This window comes from Mesorhizobium sp. M1A.F.Ca.IN.020.04.1.1 (assembly GCF_003997315.1).
Classification (GTDB): domain Bacteria; phylum Pseudomonadota; class Alphaproteobacteria; order Rhizobiales; family Rhizobiaceae; genus Mesorhizobium.
Genome location: NZ_RZSN01000049.1, coordinates 1 through 21,932, shown reverse-complemented (window position 1 = coordinate 21,932; position 21,932 = coordinate 1). Strand labels below are relative to the sequence as shown.

The 21,932-nt window shown below is 63.0% G+C and carries 16 protein-coding genes and 2 pseudogenes; 13 read left to right on the top strand and 5 right to left on the bottom strand.

Annotated features, from left to right (window positions below; genetic code table 11):
• The first annotated feature begins 146 nt into the window (after positions 1 to 146).
• Positions 147 to 638 carry an amidohydrolase family protein gene (locus EOA49_RS12795; RefSeq protein ID WP_348626872.1) on the top strand — a complete coding sequence of 164 codons (492 nt, stop codon included), beginning with the start codon at positions 147 to 149 and terminating at the stop codon, positions 636 to 638.
• Positions 639 to 1,064: 426 nt separating this feature from the next.
• Here EOA49_RS12795 and EOA49_RS12790 read toward each other — a convergent pair whose 3' ends face one another.
• Positions 1,065 to 2,264 carry an IS256 family transposase gene (locus EOA49_RS12790; RefSeq protein ID WP_127243178.1) on the bottom strand — a complete coding sequence of 400 codons (1,200 nt, stop codon included), beginning with the start codon at positions 2,262 to 2,264 and terminating at the stop codon, positions 1,065 to 1,067.
• Positions 2,265 to 2,637: 373 nt separating this feature from the next.
• Between EOA49_RS12790 and msuE the strand changes: the two genes are divergently transcribed.
• The 10 genes from msuE (at position 2,638) to EOA49_RS12740 (ending at position 13,363) form a co-directional block, all read left to right on the top strand.
• Positions 2,638 to 3,207, top strand: a complete 570-nt coding sequence (gene msuE, locus EOA49_RS12785; RefSeq protein WP_029356692.1) for an FMN reductase — start codon at positions 2,638 to 2,640, stop codon at positions 3,205 to 3,207.
• A 25-nt stretch (positions 3,208 to 3,232) separates the two neighbouring features.
• The gene (gene sfnG / locus EOA49_RS12780; protein ID WP_029356690.1) at positions 3,233 to 4,333 is read left to right on the top strand and encodes a dimethylsulfone monooxygenase SfnG; all 1,101 of its coding nucleotides are present in this window, start codon (positions 3,233 to 3,235) and stop codon (positions 4,331 to 4,333) included.
• Between the two features lie 56 nt (positions 4,334 to 4,389).
• Entirely contained in the window at positions 4,390 to 5,295 is a 906-nt protein-coding gene (locus EOA49_RS12775; RefSeq protein WP_095517098.1) for an ABC transporter ATP-binding protein, read from the top strand.
• A complete protein-coding gene (locus tag EOA49_RS12770) occupies positions 5,292 to 6,188 on the top strand; it encodes a branched-chain amino acid ABC transporter permease (RefSeq protein WP_029356685.1) in 897 nt (298 codons plus the stop codon). Before EOA49_RS12775 ends, EOA49_RS12770 begins: the two co-directional genes overlap by 4 nt.
• Before the next feature lie 3 nt (positions 6,189 to 6,191).
• Entirely contained in the window at positions 6,192 to 7,241 is a 1,050-nt protein-coding gene (locus EOA49_RS12765) for a branched-chain amino acid ABC transporter permease (RefSeq protein ID WP_127240526.1), read from the top strand.
• 53 nt (positions 7,242 to 7,294) lie between these two features.
• Positions 7,295 to 8,626, top strand: coding sequence for an ABC transporter substrate-binding protein (locus tag EOA49_RS12760; RefSeq protein ID WP_127240525.1), 1,332 nt, complete (start codon positions 7,295 to 7,297; stop codon positions 8,624 to 8,626).
• 66 nt (positions 8,627 to 8,692) lie between these two features.
• Positions 8,693 to 9,484 carry an ABC transporter ATP-binding protein gene (locus tag EOA49_RS12755; protein ID WP_091600476.1) on the top strand — a complete coding sequence of 264 codons (792 nt, stop codon included), beginning with the start codon at positions 8,693 to 8,695 and terminating at the stop codon, positions 9,482 to 9,484.
• Positions 9,481 to 10,728 carry an SfnB family sulfur acquisition oxidoreductase gene (locus EOA49_RS12750; RefSeq protein WP_127240524.1) on the top strand — a complete coding sequence of 416 codons (1,248 nt, stop codon included), beginning with the start codon at positions 9,481 to 9,483 and terminating at the stop codon, positions 10,726 to 10,728. Before EOA49_RS12755 ends, EOA49_RS12750 begins: the two co-directional genes overlap by 4 nt.
• 32 nt (positions 10,729 to 10,760) lie before the next feature.
• Positions 10,761 to 11,936 carry an FMNH2-dependent alkanesulfonate monooxygenase gene (gene ssuD, locus EOA49_RS12745; RefSeq protein ID WP_095517102.1) on the top strand — a complete coding sequence of 392 codons (1,176 nt, stop codon included), beginning with the start codon at positions 10,761 to 10,763 and terminating at the stop codon, positions 11,934 to 11,936.
• Complete coding sequence (locus tag EOA49_RS12740) at positions 11,933 to 13,363, top strand: FAD/NAD(P)-binding protein (protein ID WP_091600474.1); 1,431 nt, start codon at positions 11,933 to 11,935, stop codon at positions 13,361 to 13,363. Before ssuD ends, EOA49_RS12740 begins: the two co-directional genes overlap by 4 nt.
• A gap of 444 nt (positions 13,364 to 13,807) precedes the next feature.
• Here the strand turns inward: EOA49_RS12740 and EOA49_RS12735 are convergent, their stop codons facing one another.
• Complete coding sequence (locus tag EOA49_RS12735; protein ID WP_127240523.1) at positions 13,808 to 14,866, bottom strand: class I SAM-dependent methyltransferase; 1,059 nt, start codon at positions 14,864 to 14,866, stop codon at positions 13,808 to 13,810.
• A 57-nt stretch (positions 14,867 to 14,923) separates the two neighbouring features.
• Positions 14,924 to 15,126, bottom strand: a pseudogene (locus EOA49_RS12730) (insulinase family protein); the annotation flags it as partial.
• A gap of 1,083 nt (positions 15,127 to 16,209) precedes the next feature.
• Here EOA49_RS12730 and EOA49_RS33465 point away from each other — a divergent pair.
• Together EOA49_RS33465 and EOA49_RS33460 are read left to right on the top strand one after the other, a co-directional pair.
• Positions 16,210 to 16,602 (top strand): extracellular solute-binding protein, encoded by a 393-nt coding sequence (locus tag EOA49_RS33465; RefSeq protein WP_245460621.1) that lies wholly within the window; start codon positions 16,210 to 16,212, stop codon positions 16,600 to 16,602.
• Positions 16,603 to 16,900: 298 nt separating this feature from the next.
• A pseudogene (locus tag EOA49_RS33460) lies at positions 16,901 to 17,095 on the top strand (DUF459 domain-containing protein); the annotation flags it as partial.
• 69 nt (positions 17,096 to 17,164) lie between these two features.
• Here EOA49_RS33460 and EOA49_RS12715 read toward each other — a convergent pair.
• Positions 17,165 to 18,619, bottom strand: a complete 1,455-nt coding sequence (locus EOA49_RS12715) for a glutamate synthase subunit beta (protein WP_029356665.1) — start codon at positions 18,617 to 18,619, stop codon at positions 17,165 to 17,167.
• Between the two features lie 144 nt (positions 18,620 to 18,763).
• On the bottom strand, positions 18,764 to 21,932 hold a 3,169-nt coding region (gene gltB, locus EOA49_RS12710; RefSeq protein WP_127243177.1), incomplete at its 5' end, for a glutamate synthase large subunit.

Here is a 21,932-nt window from a genome sequence, read left to right as displayed (position 1 = left end):
GCTATCGTTTCTGTTACGTGCGGTGTTGCGCGAGGACGAGGGTGCGAGGAGTGCCCGGACTTCCCCTTGCCGCAAATCCGCTCGGCGCTTGGCGACATAACCCGGCGGACTATGTGCGCGAGTGCCGGCGTGAGGCGCGAAAGTAAATCTGGGATGAAACGTCGACCATCCGAATCGAGCATGGAAACCTCATCAAAGCGACAACCGCCAACCGGGTTCGCGAGGCAGGCGCGTTCGTCGTCCCGACGAACATCACCTTTGCTGTCGTCGCTCGGGACGGAGCCAGATACGGCATGTCCGCCGAATCCCTTGAAAAGGTGAGCTTCGTTCTCGATGCCGGCTTGTCGGCGCTCGAAATGCTTCAAAGCGCTGGCGTGACCATGGGCTACGGCTCCGATCTGCTTGGCCAGATGCAGGGGCACCAATCAGAGGAATTTCTTCTGCGCGGCCGCGTTCTCAAGCCTCGGGACGTATCCGCGACGGTGGATGCTGCCCGCGTGCTCAACATGGAAGGCCTCATCGGCACCATCGCGCCTGGCGCTCACGCAGATCTCATCGCCGTCTACGGCAATCCGTTGAAGGACCTCGCGATTTTGTCCGATCCCGCCCGGCTTCGAAAGATCATCAAGGGCGGGTGAGTGGTGAAGAATGAATAACCAGACGCAGGTAATCCGTTGCCATTCAGTGGGAATTACGCAACACATATACAGGCAGGAGCACAACAGAACGTATTGAGCAGCTACCGATGGTTCCGAAGGCATGACGCTGCGATTGCCGCCTTCGTGCTGCCGGTGCTCAAAACTCTCAATCGTCCCTGACCAGCCTTGAAATCTCGGCGCTAATATCGGCTCCTTCGTAGGGCAATGCCTGAGGACGTTTCTCGCACGCCTAGCCGTCATGATACACGCGCTCATTTGATTGCGTGGCATCGGTGGAGAGCGCTGTCACAAACGGCTGGACGACATTCCTCATATCGCGCCGGCGGAGCCTGTTTTGATCGTGCCCCATGGCGTGGTGTAGGTAACGGCATTGGTCGCCGTGCTCTCCGGCAAGGGCCGGACTGATCAGCGCGCCACTGCCGGCAGGCTGATGAGCGGATCATCGCTCATCTGGCTGATGGTCTCAAGGGTCATGTAGCGCGCCCGCTGCACGGCCCATTCATCATTCTGTTCGAGCAGGAGGGCGCCGACGAGACGGACTATGGCATCGTCATTGGGGAAGATGCCGACGACCTCGGTCCTGCGCTTGATCTCGCCGTTGAGGCGCTCGATCGGGTTGGTGCTATGCAGCTTGGCACGGTGCTCCTTGGGGAAGGTCATGTAGGCAAGCACGTCGGGCTCGGCATCGTCCATGATGGTGGCGAGCTTGGGCACCTTCGGCCGGATCTGGTCGGCAACGGCGCGCCATTGGGTGCTGGCGGCCTCGGCCGTCTCCTGGGCGAAGGCGGTGGCGATGAAGGCCGAGGCGACGCGGCGGCCGCTCTTGCCGGCATGCGCCAGCACGTTCCTCATGAAATGGACCCGGCAGCGCTGCCATGTCGCGCACAGCACCTTGGTGACGGCCGCCTTGATACCTTCATGGGCATCGGAAACGACGAGCTTGACGCCGCGCAGGCCGCGGCGGGTCAGCTTGCGCAAAAACTCCGTCCAGATCGGCTCGGCCTCAGACGTGCCGACCTCCATGCCCAGCACTTCGCGCCGGCCGTCTGCGTTGACCCCGACGGCGATGATGACGGCGACCGAGACGATGCGTCCGCCGCGGCGCACCTTCAGGTAGGTGGCATCGATCCACAGATAGGGCCAGTCGCCCTCGATGGGCCTGTCGAGGAAGGCCTTCACCTTGCCGTCGATCTCCTCGCACAGCCGGCTGACCTGGCTCTTGGAGACGCCGCTCATGCCCATCGCCTTGACCAGGTCGTCGACCGAGCGCGTCGAGATACCCTGGACGTAGGCCTCCTGGATGACGGCGATCAGCGCCTTCTCGGCCATGCGCCGCGGCTCAAGGAAGCTCGGGAAGTAAGAGCCCTTCCTGAGCTTGGGGATGCGCAGCTCGACGGTGCCGGCCCGCGTCTCCCAGTCTCTGTCGCGGTAGCCGTTGCGCTGGACAAGCCGCAGCGGGTTCTTCTCGCCATGGGCCGCGCCGGTGGCGGCGCCCACCTCCAGCTCCATCAGCCGCTCGGCGGCAAAGCCGATCATCTCGCGCAGGATATCGGCATCGGGGGTCTTCTCTACGAGCGTGCGCAGGTTCATCATGTCGTTGGTCATCGGTGGTTCCTTCGAATCAGGTTGTGTCAGCAACCCAACCCTACCGAAGAACATCGATGACCGCCGCTGCGCCGCTCGCTCGCTACAGCGCTGTTGAGGGCGCGCTCGCGAGCGGCTTCGCTATCGCCGACCTACACCACGCGGTGGGACACGACCCCTGTTTTCACCAAAGTCGAACTCGCGGGTGACGCCTACGGCCCCTGCCAAGTTAATCCCATTTGAGATCGAATGCGGTGGGCGTGCCGCTCCTAGCAGCGCCGTTTTTCCCATTGACGTGAAAACATCAGAACAAAGTACCTTATGTCTACAGATTTCGTAGAATATCGTTTGGTTTCGGTGGTGGCCTATGGCGCATGTGTGGGAGATAGATGACTTGGCACGATTATCGGTTCTTGGAATATCCGGCGGTGTAAGCAACCCGTCCCGCACCACGGCGGTCGTCAATGCGCTGGTCAAGGCGGTCGCGTTGCGCCTGCTTGCCGACACCGGTCTGATTGAGATCACGGAGGCAGCACCGTCGCTTTTCGCCGGACTATCCCGCGGCGCACTTGGCGCATCTGGAGAAGCGATTATCCAGCGTGTCGAGAAGGCCGATTTGCTCGTGGTCGGAACGCCTGTCTATAGGGCTTCCTACACTGGCGCTCTCAAGCACCTGTTCGACCTGGTCGACTATCGCGCGTTGACGGGCAAGACCGTGCTTCTCGCGGCGACCGGCGGGAGCCCATACCATGGCCTGGTGCTCGAACATCAGCTCCGGCCATTGTTCGGCTTTTTTGGCGCTGTCACCGTCCCTACGGGCGTCTACGGCACGCCCGACGATTTCGTCGATGGCGAAATCGTCGGCGCAGCCATCATCGAGCGTATTGCAAGGGCCGCTACCGACGCGGTCTCCTTGCTCAACTCAAGTCACGCAAATGCCGCCGTCGCCACCCGCGTCGGCTGAGCCAATCAACAGGGGAAACGACGACATGAGTTCGCATTCCGACGCCATCAAATTCGCCTACTGGGTCCCGAACGTCTCCGGCGGCCTGGTCATCTCCAACATCGAGCAGCGGACGGGTTGGGATATCGACTACAACCGCAAGCTCGCCCAGATTGCCGAGGCCAACGGGTTCGACTATGCGCTGAGCCAGATCCGTTTCACAGCCGGCTATGGGGCCGACAACCAGCACGAATCAGTCTCGTTCAGCCATGCCTTGCTTGCCGCGACCACAACGCTGAAGGTCATCGCAGCGATCCTGCCCGGTCCGTGGAACCCTGCGCTGGCGGCCAAGCAGATCGCTACCATCAACCACCTGACCAATGGCCGCGTCTCCGTCAATGTCGTCAGCGGCTGGTTCCGAGGCGAGTTCGCCGCGATTGGCGAACTCTGGCTCGATCATGACGAGCGCTATCGCCGGTCGGAGGAATTTATCCGAGCGTTGCGCGGCATCTGGACGGAAGACAGCTTCACGCTGAAGGGCGATTTCTACTGCTTCACCAACTATTCCATGAAGCCGAAGCCGATCGAGCCCTTGCCCGAGATATTCCAGGGCGGCTCGTCGCGAGCCGCTCGCGACATGGCGTCTCGTGTCTCCGATTGGTATTTCACCAACGGCAATACCCCGGAGGAGATCCGGAAGCAGGTCGACGACATCCGCACCAAGGCGAAAGCCAACGGCCACAAGGTTAGGATCGGCGTCAACGCTTTCGCCATCGCCCGCGAGAGCGAGCAGGAAGCGCGCGCCGTGCTCGACGAGATCATCGCCAAGGCGAATCCGGAGGCGGTGCAGGGCTTTGCCGATCAGGTCAAGAATGCCGGCAAGGCCTCGCCGGAAGGCGAAGGCAATTGGGCGAAGTCGTCCCTCGAGGATCTCGTTCAGTACAATGACGGCTTCCGCAGCAATCTCATCGGCACGCCGGAACAGATCGCCGAACGCATCCTGAAACTGAAGGACGCCGGTGCCGACCTGATCCTGCTCGGCTTCCTGCATTTCCAGGAAGAGGTCGAGTTCTTCGGCAAGCGCGTCATTCCTCTGGTGCGCGAACTGGAAGCAGCTCGCGACAGGGAGCTTGTCGCCGCGGAATAGGACGGGCGCGGCCCACGGGGCCGCAGCCGACACGCCTTCAAAAGCAGGAATGTTTCATGATTGGTGCTTCGCTGGGAGCGGCCGCATACGAGCGCGCGTCCGAAATTTCCGCCATCCTCGCGGTGGCTAACCCCGTCGGCGACAGGCGTCTGGCACGCCTGTCGTCACGGCCGGATGTGGTTCTCGCGCTGAGCGGGATCGGCATTTCCTTTGGCGGGGTCAAGGCGCTGAGCGATGTTGATCTCGAAGTGGAAGTCGGCGAGATCCGCGCGGTGATCGGCCCCAACGGCGCCGGCAAGTCCTCACTGATCAACATCATCAGCGGCCTCTATCACGCCGACCGCGGCAGGATTGCGATCGGCGGGCAGTCCTTCTCCCGGGTGCCGGCGAGCCGTCTAGCACGGCTCGGCGTTGCGCGAACCTTCCAGAACCTGGCGCTATTCGGGGGTCTGTCCGTGCGCAACAACATCGCGTGCGGCCGCGTCCACACCAGGCGCGCCAGTTTCGTCGAACATATTGCAGGTCTGCCACGCGCCCGGAGCGAAGATGCGGGAATCGCCGAAAAGACCGATCAGATAGTCGCCTTCCTGCATCTCGAAAGCGTCGCCGACCGCCTCGTCGCCACCTTGCCTTACGGCCTGCAGAAGCGGGTCGAGCTGGCGCGCGCGCTGGTCGCCGAGCCGAAGCTGCTGCTGCTCGACGAGCCGATGGCCGGCATGACGGCGACCGAGAAGGCCGAGATGGCCGGCTTCGTGCGCGCCGCGCGCGACCGGCACGGCGTCACCATCATCCTGATCGAGCACGACATCGGCGTCGTCATGGGCCTCTCCGACCGCGTCGCCGTGCTCGACTACGGCCGCAAGATCGCAGACGGGACGCCGGCCGAGGTCAGGGCCGATCCGGCAGTGATCCGGGCCTATATCGGCACCGCCGAGGGCGAGAATGGCGAGGACATCCGATGAGCTACTATGATTTCCTCTTCGTCATCGAAGTGCTGGTCGGCGGCCTGCTCTCTGGCGTCATGTATTCGCTTGTCGCCATAGGTTTCGTGCTGATCTACAAGACGTCGGGCGTGCTGAACTTCGCGCAGGGGTCGATGGTGCTGTTCGCAGCGCTCACCTTTGTCAGCCTCGTCGAACGCGGCATCCCCTTCGCGCTTTCGCTGCTCATCACCTTCGCGGTCATGGTCGCGCTCGGCTTCACCATCGAGCGGACCGTGCTCAGGCCGCTGGTCAACCGCTCGCCGATGACGCTGTTCATGGCGACGCTGGGGCTCTCCTACATCATCGAAGGTGCCGCCCAGCTTATCTGGGGCACGCAGGTGCACGGGCTCGACCTCGGCATCGACGACACCCCCTTCGAGGTCGGCGGCATACTGATCTCATCCTTCGACCTGCTGGCGGCGGCGATCGCCGCCGCCATGGTCGCAGGCCTCAGCGCCTTCTTCTATTGGACGCGGATCGGCCTTGCGTTTCGCGCCGTCGCCGACGATCAGTTCGCGGCCCTCGCCGTCGGGCTGCGGCTGCCTCGCATCTGGGGCACCGTGTGGACGGCGGCCGGCTTCGTCGCGCTGGTCGCCGGACTGTTGTGGGGCGCGCGTCTCGGCGTCCAGTTCTCGCTGTCGCTGATCGTGCTGAAGGCGCTGCCGGTGCTGGTGCTTGGCGGCTTCGATTCCATCCTCGGCGCCATCGTTGGCGGCCTCATCATCGGCGCCAGCGAGAAGCTGGCCGAGGTCTATCTCGGCCCGTTCGTCGGCGGCGGCATCGAGGGCTGGTTCGCCTATGCGCTGGCGCTGGTTGTGCTTTTGGTGCGCCCCTCCGGCCTGTTTGGCCAGAAAACCGTCGAAAGGGTCTGAACCATGGCCGTGCAAGCTCTCGACGCCGCAAGGCTTCCAGTCGACTGGGCGAAACTCGTTCAGAAGCTGGCGTTGGCGACCGCCCTGTTCGTCGTCGCCTACGGCGTGGTCCCTGCCTATGCTTCGGGCTATCTGGTCGAGGCGATCCTGCTGCCATTCCTGGCGCTCAGCCTGGCGGCGGTCGGCCTCAATTTGCTGACCGGCTATTGCGGCCAGCTCTCGCTTGGCTCTTCCGCCTTCATGGCGGTGGGCGCGTTCGGCGCCTACAATTTCAACCTCAGGGTCGAAGGCCTGCCGCTGGCGGTGACCATGATCCTGGCCGGAATTTCCGCCGCCGGCTTCGGCGTCGTGTTCGGCCTGCCCAGTCTCAGGCTGCGCGGCTTCTACCTCGCCGTCTCGACGCTCGCCGCCCAGTTCTTCGTGCAATGGGCGCTGACCAAGTTCGGCTGGTTCTCCAACGACAACCCGTCCGGGGTGATCTCGGCGCCGCACCTGGCCGTCGCCGGTCTTTCGCTCGACAGCGCGACCGGCCGCTATTTGCTTTCGGTCACCACGGTCATGGTGCTGACGGCCCTCGTCTGGCGCTTGGTCAACAGCGCGACCGGCCGCAACTTCATCGCCGTGCGGGACAACGAAACCGCCGCACGCGTCATCGGTGTGCCGGTGCTGCGAACCAAGCTTCTGGCGTTCGCCATCTCGTCGTTCATCATCGGTATCGCCGGCGTGCTGTGGGCCTTCACCTATCTGCGCACCGTCGAGCCGGCAGGCTTCAATCTCGACCGCTCATTCCAGATCCTGTTCATCATCATCATCGGCGGGCTGGCCTCGATCTGTGGCGCGTTTTTGGGTGCGGCGTTCATCGTGGTCCTCCCGCTCTTTCTGTCCCGGCTCGGCGCCTTCCTGTTCGGCGGCCTGTTCGATTCGGGCGTTCTCGACATGAGCCAGCGCATCGTGCTCGGCGCCCTTATCATCATCTTCCTCATCGCGGAACCGAGCGGGCTGTCGGCCCTCTTCGACCGCCTCAAACGACGGATCGGCTCAAGGTCCAGCTGATTGCCGCTCAACTTCCTCCTCCGCTCGGACCAACCCATCAGGAGACGTAAGCAATGACCTTCTTCAGTCACCTAAGAAAAGCGGCGATCGCCACGGCCTTCGTGCTCGGCGCGACGGCGGTTCACGCCGAAGAACAATACTTTCCCCTGCAGAGCTACCGTGTCGGTCCGTATGCGGCCGGCGGAACCGGCTTTTTCGGTGGCTTCATCGACTATCTCAACCTGATCAACATCCGCGACGGCGGCGTCAATGGCGTCAAGCTGGCCTGGAGCGAAGGCGAGACGCAATATGAGGTCGAGAAGGGCGTCGAGGTGTATGAACGGTTGAAGAGCAATCCCGGCATCGCTGCCTGGAATCCACTCTCGGTCGGCATCGCCTATGCCATGATCGATCGCATCACCGACGACAAGGTGCCGCTGATCACCATCAACCACGGCCGCACAGACACGACCGACGGGCGGGTGTTCCCTTACGTCTTCCCGCTGCTGCTCAATCCTTACAGCGAGACCTCCGGCATCGTGAACTACATCGCGTCCAAGGAAGGAGGCCTCGACAAGCTCAAGGGCAAGAACATCGTCGTGCTCTATCACGGCTCGCCCTATGGGAAGGAGACGATCCCGATCTATGAGCTGCTGTCGCAGAAATACGGCTTCGAGCTGTCGCAGATCGAGGTGCCGCATCCCGGCAACGAGCAGCAGGCGCAGTGGCTGACCATCCGGCGCGAGCATCCTGACTATGTCGTGCTGCGCGGCTGGGGCGTGATGAACCCCGTCGCCTTGAAGACCGCGCAGAAGACAGGCTTCCCGGCCGATCACATCATAGGCAATGTCTGGTCGAATTCCGAAGAGGATGTCATCCCCGCCGGCGATGCCGCCAAGGGCTATACGGCCATCACCACCCAGGCCTCGGGTGAGCGGTATCCGGTGGTCCAGGAGATCGTCAAAACGGTCTACGGCGACGGCAAAGGCAATCTCGAGGACAAAAGCCGCATCGGCTCGGTCTACCACAATCTCGGCATCGTCAATGGCATCCTCAATGTCGAGGCGGTCCGCATCGCACAGGCCAAGTTCGGCAACCGCACGCTGACCGGCGACGAAGTGCGTTGGGGCTTCGAGCATCTCAAGCTCGATCCGGCGCGCGTCGAGGCACTCGGCGCCAAGGACCTGTTCCACTCGATCAACGTCTCCTGGGACAATCACGAGGGTGACGGCTACGTGACCTTCCAGCAATGGGACGGCAAGAAGTGGAATGTCGTCTCCGACTGGATCGCTCCCGACTGGAAGCTGCTGCGTCCGATCATCGAGAAGTCGTCCGAGGCGTATGCCAAGGAAAAGGGCATCAAGATCCGCACGGCCGAGGACGCCGACGCGGTGGTCAGCAACTGAATTTGGTATGGTGCGGCCGACAAATCTGGCCGGCCGCGCCATCCACCTTCCCGAGCGGAGTCATCGATGTCCATCCCGGAATACCCGATACTGTCAGTTAGCAGCGTGGAGGCTGTCTACAACGGCGCCATCGCCGCCCTACACGGCGTCGACTTGTTGGTTGGCAGGGGCGAGATCGTCGCGCTGCTCGGCTCCAACGGTGCCGGCAAGACGACACTGCTGCGCGCCGTATCCAATCTCCTTCCGGCTGAGCGCGGCGCCATTACCGCCGGTCGGATCACCTTCGGTGGCGAGGATGTTTCAAGGGCAAGCCCCTCGCACCTAGTCCGCAGCGGCCTCGTTCAGGTCCTCGAGGGCCGGCATTGCTTCCGCTCGCTGACGGTCGAAGAGAACCTCTTCACCGGCGCGCTCGGACGCTCGTCCTCTCGCACGGGCGTCAAGGCGGACCTCGATCGTGTCTATTCACTTTTCCCAAGGCTCGCCGAGAAGCGGCGAACCCGGTCCGGCCTCACTTCCGGGGGCGAGCAGCAGATGACGGCTATCGGCCGGGGTCTGATGTCGCGGCCGAAACTCTTTGTTCTGGACGAGCCGTCGATGGGGCTGGCACCGCTGATCGTCGACGAGATCTTCAGCGCCCTGAAACGGCTCAACCGCGACGAAGGCCTTTCGATCCTCGTTGCCGAACAGAATTCGGCGGTCGCGCTGAAATACGCCGACCGCGCCACCGTGCTCGAGAACGGCGTCAGCGTGCTGGAAGGATCGGCTGCCGACTTGCGCCAGCGCACCGATATCAAAACCTACTACCTCGGCGGCGCGCCGCTTCCACCGCAACATTTTCCCAAGGAGACAGCAGCATGACCATCCAATCCAGGCAGGCGTCGGATAGCCGCAGTGCCGTCCCGCCGGTCGAACGACCCTCTGCCAAGGCGCATGTGATCAAGGCCGATGCCGAGGCAATCGCTGTCGCCGAAAAACTCGCCGCCGAATTCGCCAGGGATGCCTCCAGGCGGGATCGTGAACGCATCTGGCCGAAGGAAGAGCTCGATGCGTTTTCGCAGAGCGGCCTGTGGTCGATCAACGTGCCGAAAGCCTATGGCGGGCCGGAGCTCTCCTATGTGACCCTGTCGAAGGTGATCACCATCATCTCGGCGGCCGATCCGTCGCTCGGCCAGATTCCGCAGAACCATCTTGGCGTCGTCGCCGCTATCCGCACCGTCTCCGACGAGGCGCAGAAGAAGCTGCTTTTCGCTGAGGTGCTGTCCGGCACGCGCTTCGGCAACGCGTTCTCCGAGTTCGGCTCCAAGCGCGCGGCCGACTTCGAGACAAAGTTCGTCGACGCCGGCGACCATGTCGTGGTCAACGGCCAGAAATTCTATTCGAGCGGTGCTCTGCTTGCCCATCTGGTTCCGATCGTGGCGCTCGATGACGAGGGGCGCGCCTGGTATGCCATCGCCGCTCGCGGCGCGCCCGGACTGACGGTGATCGACGACTGGTCGAGCTTCGGACAGAAGACGACTTTGTCCGGCACGGTCCTGCTCGACAATGTCAAGGTGCCCAAAACGCATCTTGTCCCCGGCTACAAGGGCTATGACAGGCCGACGGCCGACGGCGCCATCTTCCAGATCATCCAGGCCGCGGTCGATCTCGGCATCGCCAAGGCGGCGATCGACGAGACTGTCGGCTTCGTGCGCACCAAGTCGCGCGCCTGGATCGACAGCGGCGTCGATCATGCCTGGCAGGATCCTTATACGATCCAGGCGATTGGCGACCTTCGCCTGCGGGCCAACGCGGCAGAGGCGGTTCTGGAAAGGGCCGGGCTTGCGGTCGATCGCGCCGTGGCCGACCCGAACGAGAAGACCGTCGCGGAAGCGCAGATCGCGGTTGCCGAATCCAAGATCCTCACGACAGAGATCGCCATCATTGCCACGAACAAGCTGTTCGAGCTCGCCGGCACACGCTCGACGCTGGCCGAGCACAATCTCGACCGGCACTGGCGCAACGCCCGCACCCACACGCTGCACGATCCGGTGCGCTGGAAATACGCGATCCTCGGCAACTACTACCTCAACGACGTAAATCCGCCGCTCCATGCCTGGAGCTGAGCGAAGCGCCTCCAAATCACAGAGGACCATTCATGAGCATTGCCACTCCCGACAGGATCAAGGTCCTGTGGTTTCTGCCGACTCATGGCGACAGCCGCTATCTCGGCACCTCAGAGGGGGGCAGGGCGGTCGACTTGCCCTATCTCACCCAAGTCGCGAAAGCCGCCGATGCCATCGGCTACTATGGCGCGCTGCTGCCGACAGGACGCAGTTGCGAAGATAGCTGGGTCGTGGCGTCGGCGCTGGCACCGCTGACGCAGCGGCTTCGCTTCCTTGTCGCCGTCCGGCCGGGCCTGCAATCGCCGACGCTAGCCGCGCGCATGACCTCGACGCTCGACCGCATTTCCGGCGGACGCCTGCTCATCAACGTCGTCACCGGCGGGGATCCGGTCGAGAACAAGGGCGACGGCATCTTCCTCAGCCATGACGAGCGCTATGAGGTGACGCGGGAATTCCTCGACATCTACAAGGCGGTGCTTCGCGGCGAGACCGTAGCGTTCGCAGGCAAGCACTTCCGTATCGAGGACGGCCGGCTGCTGTTTCCGCCCGTGCAGACGCCACATCCGCCGCTCTATTTCGGCGGCTCGTCCGATGCCGCTAACGCGGTCGCCGCCGAACAGATCGACAAATATTTGACCTGGGGCGAACCGCCGGCGGACGTCGCGGCAAAGATTGCCCATGTGCGCGGTCTTGCCGAGAAAGCCGGGCGCCAGGTGACCTTCGGCATCCGGCTGCATGTCATCGTCCGCGAGACCAATCATGAGGCCTGGGCCGATGCCGACCGCCTGATCAGCCGCCTGGACGACAACACGATAACCGAGGCGCAGAAGGTTTTCGCGCGCATGGATTCCGTCGGCCAGTCGCGCATGAGCCGGCTTCATGGCGGCCGCCGCGACAAGCTGGAAATCAGTCCGAACCTGTGGGCTGGCGTTGGCCTGGTGCGCGGCGGCGCCGGCACCGCCCTGGTCGGCGATGCGGCGACAGTTGCGGAACGGATCGACGGATACCGGCGCATTGGCATCGATAGCTTTATCCTGTCCGGCTATCCGCATCTGGAGGAGGCCTATCGGTTCGGCGAACTCGTGTTGCCGTTGTTGCCGCTCGATCATGAAATCTCGACGCGCCCGACGGCAGTGAACATGGGACCGTTCGGCGAAACGGTGGCCGGCGACCATCGGCCTTCGGCACTGCGCGCGAGTCAGTCTTGAGCGCCAGAGACTTGGGCAGGGGACCGGTCGTAGCCATCATCGGTGGCGGCTTTTCCGGTGCGGCGACCGCGTTTCATCTTGCGCGGCTGCTGCCCGCCGGTGCTGCCGATATCGTGGTCGTCGAGCCCAGAGAGGGGCTCGGCTATGGTCTGGCCTACTCGACGGCCGATCCTTCACACCGCATCAATGTGCCGGCGTCGAGAATGACGCTGATCTCCGGCCAGGACAGCCACTTTGCCGATTGGCTGGAGCAGACCGGCGCGATTCTCGACGATGCCGAGGCTATTGCCGCAAATGGAGCACTCTACCCACAACGACGCGTTTTCGGGCGCTACGTGGAATCTTATCTCCAACCCTTTCTGTTCGGCAAAGTGATCCGTCATGTCAGGTCCGCCGTCGCGTCAGTCGAGCTCAGTGGCCAGGGCTACATCCTGATTCTCGCTGATGGAAGGACGCTCGCAGCCGACGCCCTAGTGATTGCGGCGACGCATCCGCCACCGGCCTTGCCATCGGCCCTGCGGTCTGTGGCTGCTGCAGCCCGGCTGGTGGCCAATCCCTATGATCTCGGAGGGCTGCAAGCGATCGGCCGCGACGACCAAGTGCTCGTAGTCGGCACTGGATTGACGTCGGCGGATATCATTGCCACGCTGGACCGCAATGGGCATCGTAGCCGCATCGTCGCGCTGTCACGTCATGGTTATCGTTCGCGCAGCCACGCGGTGCTCCCGGGCGACCCGATTGGTGATTTCATCAGTCTGCCTTCACGCAGCGCAACAGTGATGCTCAGACGCATCCGGGCCACGATCCTAGATGCCAAGCGTCGGGGCGAAGACTGGCACCCGGTGCTCGATGCCGTCCGACGTCAGGGACAAATCATCTGGCAGGCCCTGCCGCTCGACGAGCAACGCCGCCTCGTGCGCCATTTGCGCACGCTGTGGGATGTGCATCGCTTCCGCATCGCGCCACAGGTCGCGGACGTGCTCGATCGCCGCGTTGCCGAAGGCATGCTCGCCTATCGCGCCGCATCGATCGTCGGCGCCGAGCAGGTCGACGGGCGCATTCGGGTCACGCTGCGGCCAAGGCGCCAACCCACTCAGACAACCGAGACGTTCGACAGGGTGGTCGTCACGACCGGGCCGGCGCATGCCGATATTTTCCGGACCAACACAGCAATTGCCGATCTCGGGCGAATGGGACTGGTCCGGCTAGACCCGATTGGCCTTGGCCTGGCGACCGACAGCCAAGGCCGTGCGGTCAGCACTTCCGGCCGACCGACCGACAGCATTTTCGTCAGCGGGCCGCTGGCGCGCGGCAGCGTTGGCGAATTGATGGGAATTCCCGAAGTCACCGCGCATGCCGAGCGTATAGCCGCTGAAATCCACCAATGGCTTGGATACCAAACGGCGTTGCGTCGTAAGGCGTCGTGAAGCTGCAAACACGATGAGGCTATCCAGATGACACTCACCGAGCGCATTGCGAAGGTGGAAAGCCCATTCGTGTCGTAAATAGGCCACTGGTCGCGTGCCGCTCCTGGCGCTTTTCGCAGATCCGCTCGACCTCGGAGGTGCCGATCTCCATGCCCAGACTTCGCCGGCGTCCACCGCTTTGATGACGATCCGAGACGATCAGCCCACCGCGGCGGGTCGAGAAAGCACTGGGCGGGAAGACGCCTACAGCGAGGCTGCTCGCCTTGTGGCCGTAGAGAGGGAAAGAATCTGCCGCCGGACATCGACTTCAGTGGTCTAGAGAAGGCGGCTCGGCAGCGACCTCTGCGTGAACCCAGACGCCTTGAAAATGTGCCCGATGCGTCCGGATTCTTGGCGGTGATCTTCATCAAATGCGATGAGCTGCAATTTCTGGCGACGGCCACGCTAAGGGCGGGCCTCCAGCACCATGTTGAACGGTGTCTCCGCGGCGCGACGCAATCGCTTGAAGCCGCCGCCGGTCACCACCTTGCGCAGCCTCGCCTCACCGGCCTGGGCTCCAAGCGCGAGCCCGACTTCCTGCGACACGGACGCGGGCGTGCACACGAACGTGTAAGCGGCATAGTAAACGCGTCCGACGGGATTGAGGTTCGCCGCCAGATGATCATGCGCGAACGGCTCGACGATCATCCACGTGCCATCCGGCTTGAGCGATCCGTAGACATGGGTGGCGGCGCCCGTCGGGTCGCCCATGTCGTGAAGGCAATCGAAGAATGTGACGAGGTCATAGGTTCCGGGATAGCTCTTGGCGGCCGCGACGTCGAACCGCGTGTTGACGCCGACGCCGGCTACCTCGGCCGCCTTGCGGGCGCGCTCAATCGAAGGGGCATGATAGTCGAAGCCGACGAAGCGCGAATTGGGGAAGGCCTGTGCCATGAGCACGGTCGATGCACCATGACCGCATCCAACATCCGCGACGTCCACGCCGCGTTCGAGCTTCTCGACGACGCCCTCCAAGGCCGGCAGCCAGGAGTCGATCAGATTGGCATTGTAGCCTGGACGGAAGAACCGTTCCGTACCGCGAAACAGACACGCGCTATGATCGTGCCACCCGACGCCCTTGCCGGACTGGAATGCCTGCCTCACCTTTTCTTCATCGAGCCACAGCGCGGACAGGAACTCGAATGCGCCTGCCATGAAGGCCGGGCTGTCTTCATCGGCGAACACCAGCTCTTGCTCGGCGTTGAGATAGAATTTGTCGCTCGCTTCATCGTAGTCGACGTAGCCCGCCGCCGCCTGCCCGGAAAGCCATTCCCTTACGAGGCGTTCCTGGGTGCCGGTGCGTGTCGAAAGTTCGGCGGCCGTCATCTTGCCGCCTTCGCGCAATGCCTTGAACAGGCCGAGTCTGTCCCCCAGCAGGACTCCCGCGCCCGTTGCGATCGCACCGAGATCGCCGACCATTTTCCCCAAGAATGCGTCCAACTTTTCCTGATTCGGTTCAGACATCGGAATCTCCCTTTGGGTTCAATCTCTCCAGGCGACGGAGCCGTGCTCGTCATGAGGCGCCTTGAGCATCAGATGCTCGAAGACATGCGATGCCGGATTTCCCCGGCGGCTCATCCGCGCTGCCGATCCTGCACCAGACCATATGAGTGACGACCGGCGCGGTGGTCGGGAATGACAGCCACCTCCATGCCCTTGAAAAGCAGGAAATCCGTCACTTTGCCCTCGTCGGTAACCGGCGGAGCCGGAGTGGTCGTCACCAGGGCAAGCCCTGTCGCAGCAGGTATCCTAGGGCAGCCCGTCAAAACATCGATGACTCCGGTTGTGGTGCCGGGGCGGGCGATCAGGGGCCAAGTGATTGTTCCGCGGCGGCTGTATGTTTTGGTAAGGTGATCATGCGAATTCTTGTTGGTCGGTCACGTGTTTGCGGATGACCCGCATGTACTGTGCCAAATGAGAAAACCATTCAAACGCAATACAGTAGATCTGACTGTATCCGACATTGTCGGAATTTGGACATCGCCGAACGCGAAGCGCTCGGGGCTTGTGACGATACTTGAGCGTGCTGCTTCGGAGGAGGGATGCGCCTCGAACCGGCCGCGAGGCCTTTTTCTGGCAACGGATTCCGGCCGGGTTAGGCCGCGAGGAAAGCGACGGTGAATAAGAGGTAGAGGACCAACCGTTTTGAGCGGGTAGTTGCCGTGTTGCGCCCCCAGGCAAAGGCCAGCACCACGGAGCAGTATTTCTGGTGGCGATACTACAACGCCTTTAAGTGCCGGTTACCCGTTTTTACCCAGTTGGCCTGGTGCATTCAGAGCGAGGTGGTTGGAAACCGCTTATTGTGGCTATGGGCGAACTCGGGATGGAGGAGTGGACCCAAAAATTGGCAAAATGCCCCAGGGAGGATTACATGGGTCGCTCATTCCCCGTACTCGTTACAGGTGCGCGTCGCTACGCAAACAGCTTGCTTTTACTTGGCGTTTTTTGCCGTCTCGGCATCGCTCACTAATTCGGCCGCTGCCGATACCGTGAACTGGCGTCAATTCGAAGGGACCAGCATAACTTGGGCCTACGACATCCACCCCTATGCGGATGCTCTCGCTGCGCAACTTCCGGAGTTCGAGAAGCTGACCCGGCATCAAGGTCACGCCGGAACTCTACCGAGACGATTCTTACTGGAACAAGATGACGATCCAACTGACGACGAAGTCGCCAGCATGGGATGTGTTCGGCACTGGCATTCAGCCCGCGTGGGACCTCGCTCCGAGTGGCGCCCTGGAGCCGCTGGACAAATACCTGAGCGATCCGAAGCTTACCGATGCTGGATACGACTACATTACGTGGACATGATCAAGAAGTGCGCGGCTCCTTCCTTCGCCAATGATAACTGGTACCAGGTCGTGGACGGCATCTCGTCCGGCCGCACCGCGATGACGATCGACTCAAATATGTTCGGCTTCTGGAACGATGTTGCGGGGAAGCCTGCATCCGGCAAGATCGCCTTCGCTCCGCCGCTGCACGCACCGAGCGCCACGAGCTTGGATTCTGACATCTGGATCTGGGCTCTCGCCATGAACGCGGCTTCCGAAAAGAAGGGCACGGCCTGGCTGTTCATCCCGTGGGCCACCTCCAAGCAGGTGGCGCTCAAGGGTGCCCTTGCCGGCCAGCTCGTCAATCCGCCGCGCACGTCGACCTGGCAGGACGACACCTGGACTAAGTACGCCCGCGCTGATCACTGAACGTGTTTGAGTAGCCCCCCATTTCCGTAAGAAGTCCTCGTCATGAGAAAACCCTCCCTGATGCCGCCCGCACCGAGGAGGCCTTTACGAAAATGCCAGTCGGATTGTGGATCGCGTTGAAGAAGACTTCACTCGAATGCGCGTCTAGATCGTCATAGGTGAGCCGCGAGACCAGTGACGTACCTTTATGATTGTAAAGGTCCTTCGATGCTTGCCGGTACTGGGCCAGTAGCGTAGTCCACCCTCGAACGAAAAGACTGAGGCCGCCGCCCCGGCTACCGACGCCGACTCGCAATCACCGGCACTCGACGGCGGTTCGGAACTTCTCGGTGCCGCAGCGCCGGCCAAGCCGGACGGGCCCGGTGAAAAATTCGTCGTCGAGGGCAAGGCGCCCGCTGCTTCGCCCGGCCGCGCCGACGATTTTTCTTGGCCGCCAAGGCGGCAGCCTGCGGCCGCGGCCACAACCGAAACGACCACGGCGATCAGTCCGTAACCTGCCCGGGGCAGCGGAAGGGCGGAAAGCGCCTTCCGATGGCCGCGCAAGTAGGGTCTCGAGACAGACTCAGCGCGGCAGCACGCTCGATCCCATCAGCGCCTCGTCGATCGAACGCGCTGCCTGCCGGCCTTCACGGATCGCCCAGACGACCAGCGATTGACCGCGGCGCACATCGCCCGCCGCATAGAGCTTTTCGACGCTGGTCTTGTAGTCGCGATCATTGGCCTCGACGTTGTTCGAGCGGCGGCTGTCGATGGCGATCTTCATCTGGCCAGCCAATTCCGACACCGGCCCGACCGCGGCCGGCCCGGCAAAGCCGATAGCGATGAAGGCCAGATCCGCGCGGATAACGAATTCCGTGCCGGCGATCGGCTTGCGCTTTTCATCGACCTCGCAGCATTTGACGCCGGTCAACGCGCCGTCCTCGCCGATGAATTCGAGCGTCGCCACCTGGAACTCGCGCTCGGCGCCTTCCGCCTGCGAGGACGAGGTGCGCATCTTCGTCGCCCAGTAGGGCCAGACCGAAAGCTTGTCCTCCTTTTCCGGCGGCTGCGGCCGGATGTCGAGCTGGGTGACACGTACGGCGCCCTGGCGGAAGGCGGTGCCGACGCAGTCGGAGGCGGTGTCGCCGCCGCCGACGACGACGACATGCTGGCCGCCGGCGACGATCGGCGGCGACGGCCACGCCACCGATTGGATCGACTCGCCGCCGATGCGCTTGTTCTGCTGCACCAGGTAAGGCATCGCGTCATGCACGCCATCGAGATCGTCGCCGGGAATGTTGGCCGGGCGCGGCGTTTCCGAACCGCCGCAATAGAGCACCGCATCATATTCGGCGAGCAGCTCCGCCACCGGCTTGTCGACGCCGACATTGATCCCGCAATGGAAGCTCACCCCCTCGCCTTGCATCTGCTCGATGCGCCGGTCGATATAGTGCTTCTCGATCTTGAAGTCGGGGATGCCGTAGCGCATCAGCCCGCCCGGCCGGCTCTCGCGTTCATAGACGTGAACGTCGTGGCCGGCGCGGCCAAGCTGCTGGGCGGCCGCCATGCCGGCCGGCCCCGAGCCAATGATTGCGACGCGCCTGCCGGTCTTCCTTTCCGGCGGATAGGGTCGGATATGACCGGTTTCATAGGCCTTGTCGGCGATCGCCTGCTCGATCGTCTTGATGGCGACCGGAATATCCTCGAGGTTCAGCGTGCAGGCTTCCTCGCAAGGTGCCGGACAGATGCGGCCGGTGAATTCCGGGAAATTATTGGTCGAATGCAGGTTGCGGATCGCATTGTCCCAGTCGCCATTGTAGACGAGGTCGTTCCAGTCCGGGATTTGGTTGTGGACGGGGCAGCCGGTCGGCCCGTGACAGTACGGAATGCCGCAATCCATGCAGCGCGCGGCCTGTTTCTCGACCTCCTTGTCCGACATCGGCAGCGTGAACTCGCGAAAATGCCGGATGCGGTCGGAAGCCGGCTGGTACTTGTGCACCTGCCGGTCGATCTCGAGAAACCCTGTTACCTTGCCCATAGTCCAGTCCCTGCTGTCCAGATGGCGCGCTCGACGACGCACCCGTTAACCTCATAAGGCAGCCATGGCAACCTTCAGTCCGAGGCCAGGATTGTTGATGAAGGCATCGACCGGGAAGCTTTGCTTCCCGGCAAATCCCAAAGCCTATTCCGCCGCAACGCCCATGCGCATGCGTTCCATTTCGATCAGCGCGCGGCGGTATTCGACCGGCATGATCTTCCGGAATTTCGGCCGGAAAGTCGCCCAGTTGTCGAGGATCTCGCGGCCGCGCACCGAACCCGTGTAATGGACGTGGTTCGAGATCAGCTGATAGAGCCGCTCCTCATCATGGCTGGTCATGTCGCCGGACACGTCGACGCGGCCTTTGTGATCGAGGTCGCCGCCATGATGGAGCAGTTTCTCCATCAGGTCGTCTTCTTCGGGAACGGGTTCCAGTTCGACCATCGCCATGTTGCAGCGCTCGGCGAAATCACCCACCTCGTCGAGCACATAGGCGACGCCGCCCGACATGCCGGCGGCAAAGTTGCGGCCGGTCTGGCCGATGACGACGACAATGCCGCCGGTCATGTACTCGCAGCCATGGTCGCCAACGCCTTCGACGACGGCGGCGACGCCCGAATTGCGAACCGCAAAACGCTCGCCGGCGACGCCGCAGAAATAGGCCTCGCCCTCGGTCGCGCCGTAGAGCACCGTGTTGCCGACGATGATCGACTCCGCGGCGACGATCTTCGTGTTCTCAGGCGGGCGAATGACGATGCGTCCGCCCGACAGGCCCTTGCCGACGTAGTCATTGGCCGCACCGACCAGCTCGAACGAAACCCCACGCGCCAGGAAGGCGCCGAAGGACTGGCCGGCGGTTCCGGTGAGTTTTACCGAGATCGTGTCCTCGCGCAGGCCCTTGTGCTTGAAGCGCTTTGCCACTTCGCCCGACAGCATGGCGCCGGTCGAACGGTCGACATTGCGGATCGGCAGCTCGATGCTGACCGGCTGCCTGGCGTCCAGCGCCGGCTTGGCCAACTCGATCAGCTTGCGGTCGAGCACGTCGTCGATCGGATGCTTCTGCCGCTCGGTCCAGTGCACCGCCTCATGCGGGGCATCCGGCTTGAAGAACATCTTGCTGAAATCGAGCCCGCGTGCCTTCCAGTGCTGGATCAGCCCCCGCTTTTCCAAGAGGTCGGTGTCGCCGATGATCTGGTCGAGGTGGGTGTAGCCCATCTCGGCGAGCAGCGCCCGCACCTCTTCCGCCACATAAAAGAAGAAGTTGATGACGTGTTCCGGCGTGCCCTTGAAGCGCTTGCGCAACACCGGATCCTGCGTCGCGACGCCGACCGGGCAGGTGTTGAGATGGCACTTGCGCATCATGATGCAGCCGGCCGCGATCAGCGGCGCGGTCGAGAAGCCGAATTCGTCGGCGCCAAGCAGCGCGCCGATGACAACGTCGCGCCCGGTGCGCAGGCCGCCATCGACCTGCAGCGCGACGCGCGACCTGAGGCCGTTGAGCACCAGCGTCTGGTGCGTCTCGGCAAGGCCCATTTCCCACGGGCTGCCGGCGTGCTTGAGCGAGGTCAGCGGCGATGCGCCGGTGCCGCCGTCATAGCCGGAAATGGTGATGTGATCGGCGCGCGCCTTGGCGACGCCGGCCGCAACCGTGCCGACACCGACTTCGGAGACCAGCTTGACCGAGACATCAGCCGCCGGATTGACGTTCTTGAGGTCGTAGATGAGCTGCGCCAGATCCTCGATCGAGTAGATGTCGTGATGCGGCGGCGGCGAGATCAGGCCGACACCGGGCGTCGAATGCCTGACCTTGGCAATGGTGGCATCGACCTTGTGACCGGGCAACTGACCGCCCTCGCCGGGCTTCGCGCCTTGCGCCACCTTGATCTGCATCACGTCGGAGTTCACCAGATACTCCGCCGTCACGCCGAAACGCCCGGAAGCGACCTGCTTGATCGCCGAACGCTCGGGGTTCTTGCCGCCGTCCGGCAGCGGCAGGTAACGGTCGGCCTCTTCGCCGCCCTCGCCGGTGTTAGACTTGCCGCCGATGGCGTTCATGGCGCGGGCCAGCGTGGTGTGCGCTTCCCTGGAAATCGAGCCGAAGGACATCGCCCCGGTCGAGAACCGCTTGACGATATCGGCAGCCGACATGACCTCGTCGAGCGCGACCTTCTTGCGCCCGGTTTCTTCGGCCAGCCTGATCTTGAACAGGCCGCGAATGCTCTGCGCCCGCGCCGTCTCGCTGTCGATCTGAGCGGAATAGTCCTTGAACGTCTGCCACGATCCCTGGCGCACGGCGTGCTGCAGGGTGGCCACCGCATCGGGCGACCAGATATGCGCTTCGCCGCGCATGCGGAACATGTATTCGCCGCCGACCTCGAGGCTGTTGCGCAGCACCGGGTCGTTGCCGAAGCCGTCGGCGTGGCGGCTGACCGTTTCGGCCGCGATCTCTTCCAGCCCGACGCCTTCGATCAGCGTCGCGGTGCCGGTGAAATATTTTTGCACGAAATCGGTCTTCAGCCCGATGGCGTCGAAGATCTGCGCGCCGCAATAGGACTGGTAGGTCGAGATGCCCATCTTCGACATGACCTTGAGAATGCCCTTGCCAATCGACTTGATGTAGCGGGAGACGACCTCATTGGCGTCGACTTCGGCCGGCAGCTCGCCGCGCTTGTGCATGTCGAGCAGCGTGTCGAAGGCGAGATAGGGATTGATCGCCTCGGCGCCATAGCCCGCAAGGCAGCAGAAATGATGCACCTCGCGCGGTTCGCCGGACTCGACGACCAGCCCCACCGACGTGCGCAATCCCTTGCGGATCAAATGATGGTGGACCGCCGCCGTCGCCAGCAATGCCGGGATGGCGATGCGGTCCGGCCCGAGCTGACGGTCGGACAGGATGATGATGTTGTAGCCGCCGGCGACCGCCGCCTCGGCGCGCTCACACAGCCGGTCGATGGCGCCCTGCATGCCGGCCGCGCCTTCGTTCGAAGCATAGGTGATGTCGATCGTCTTGGTGTCGAAACGGTCCTCGGTGTGACCGATGGAGCGGATCTTCTCAAGATCGCCATTGGTCAGGATCGGCTGGCGCACTTCGAGCCGCTTGCGACGCGAATTGCCGACGAGATCGAAGATGTTCGGCCTCGGCCCGATGAACGACACCAGGCTCATCACCAGTTCCTCGCGGATCGGGTCGATCGGCGGGTTGGTGACCTGGGCGAAGTTCTGCTTGAAATAGGTGTAGAGCAGCTTTGATCTGTCCGACATCGCCGAAATCGGCGTGTCGGTGGCCATCGAGCCGACCGCTTCCTGGCCGGTG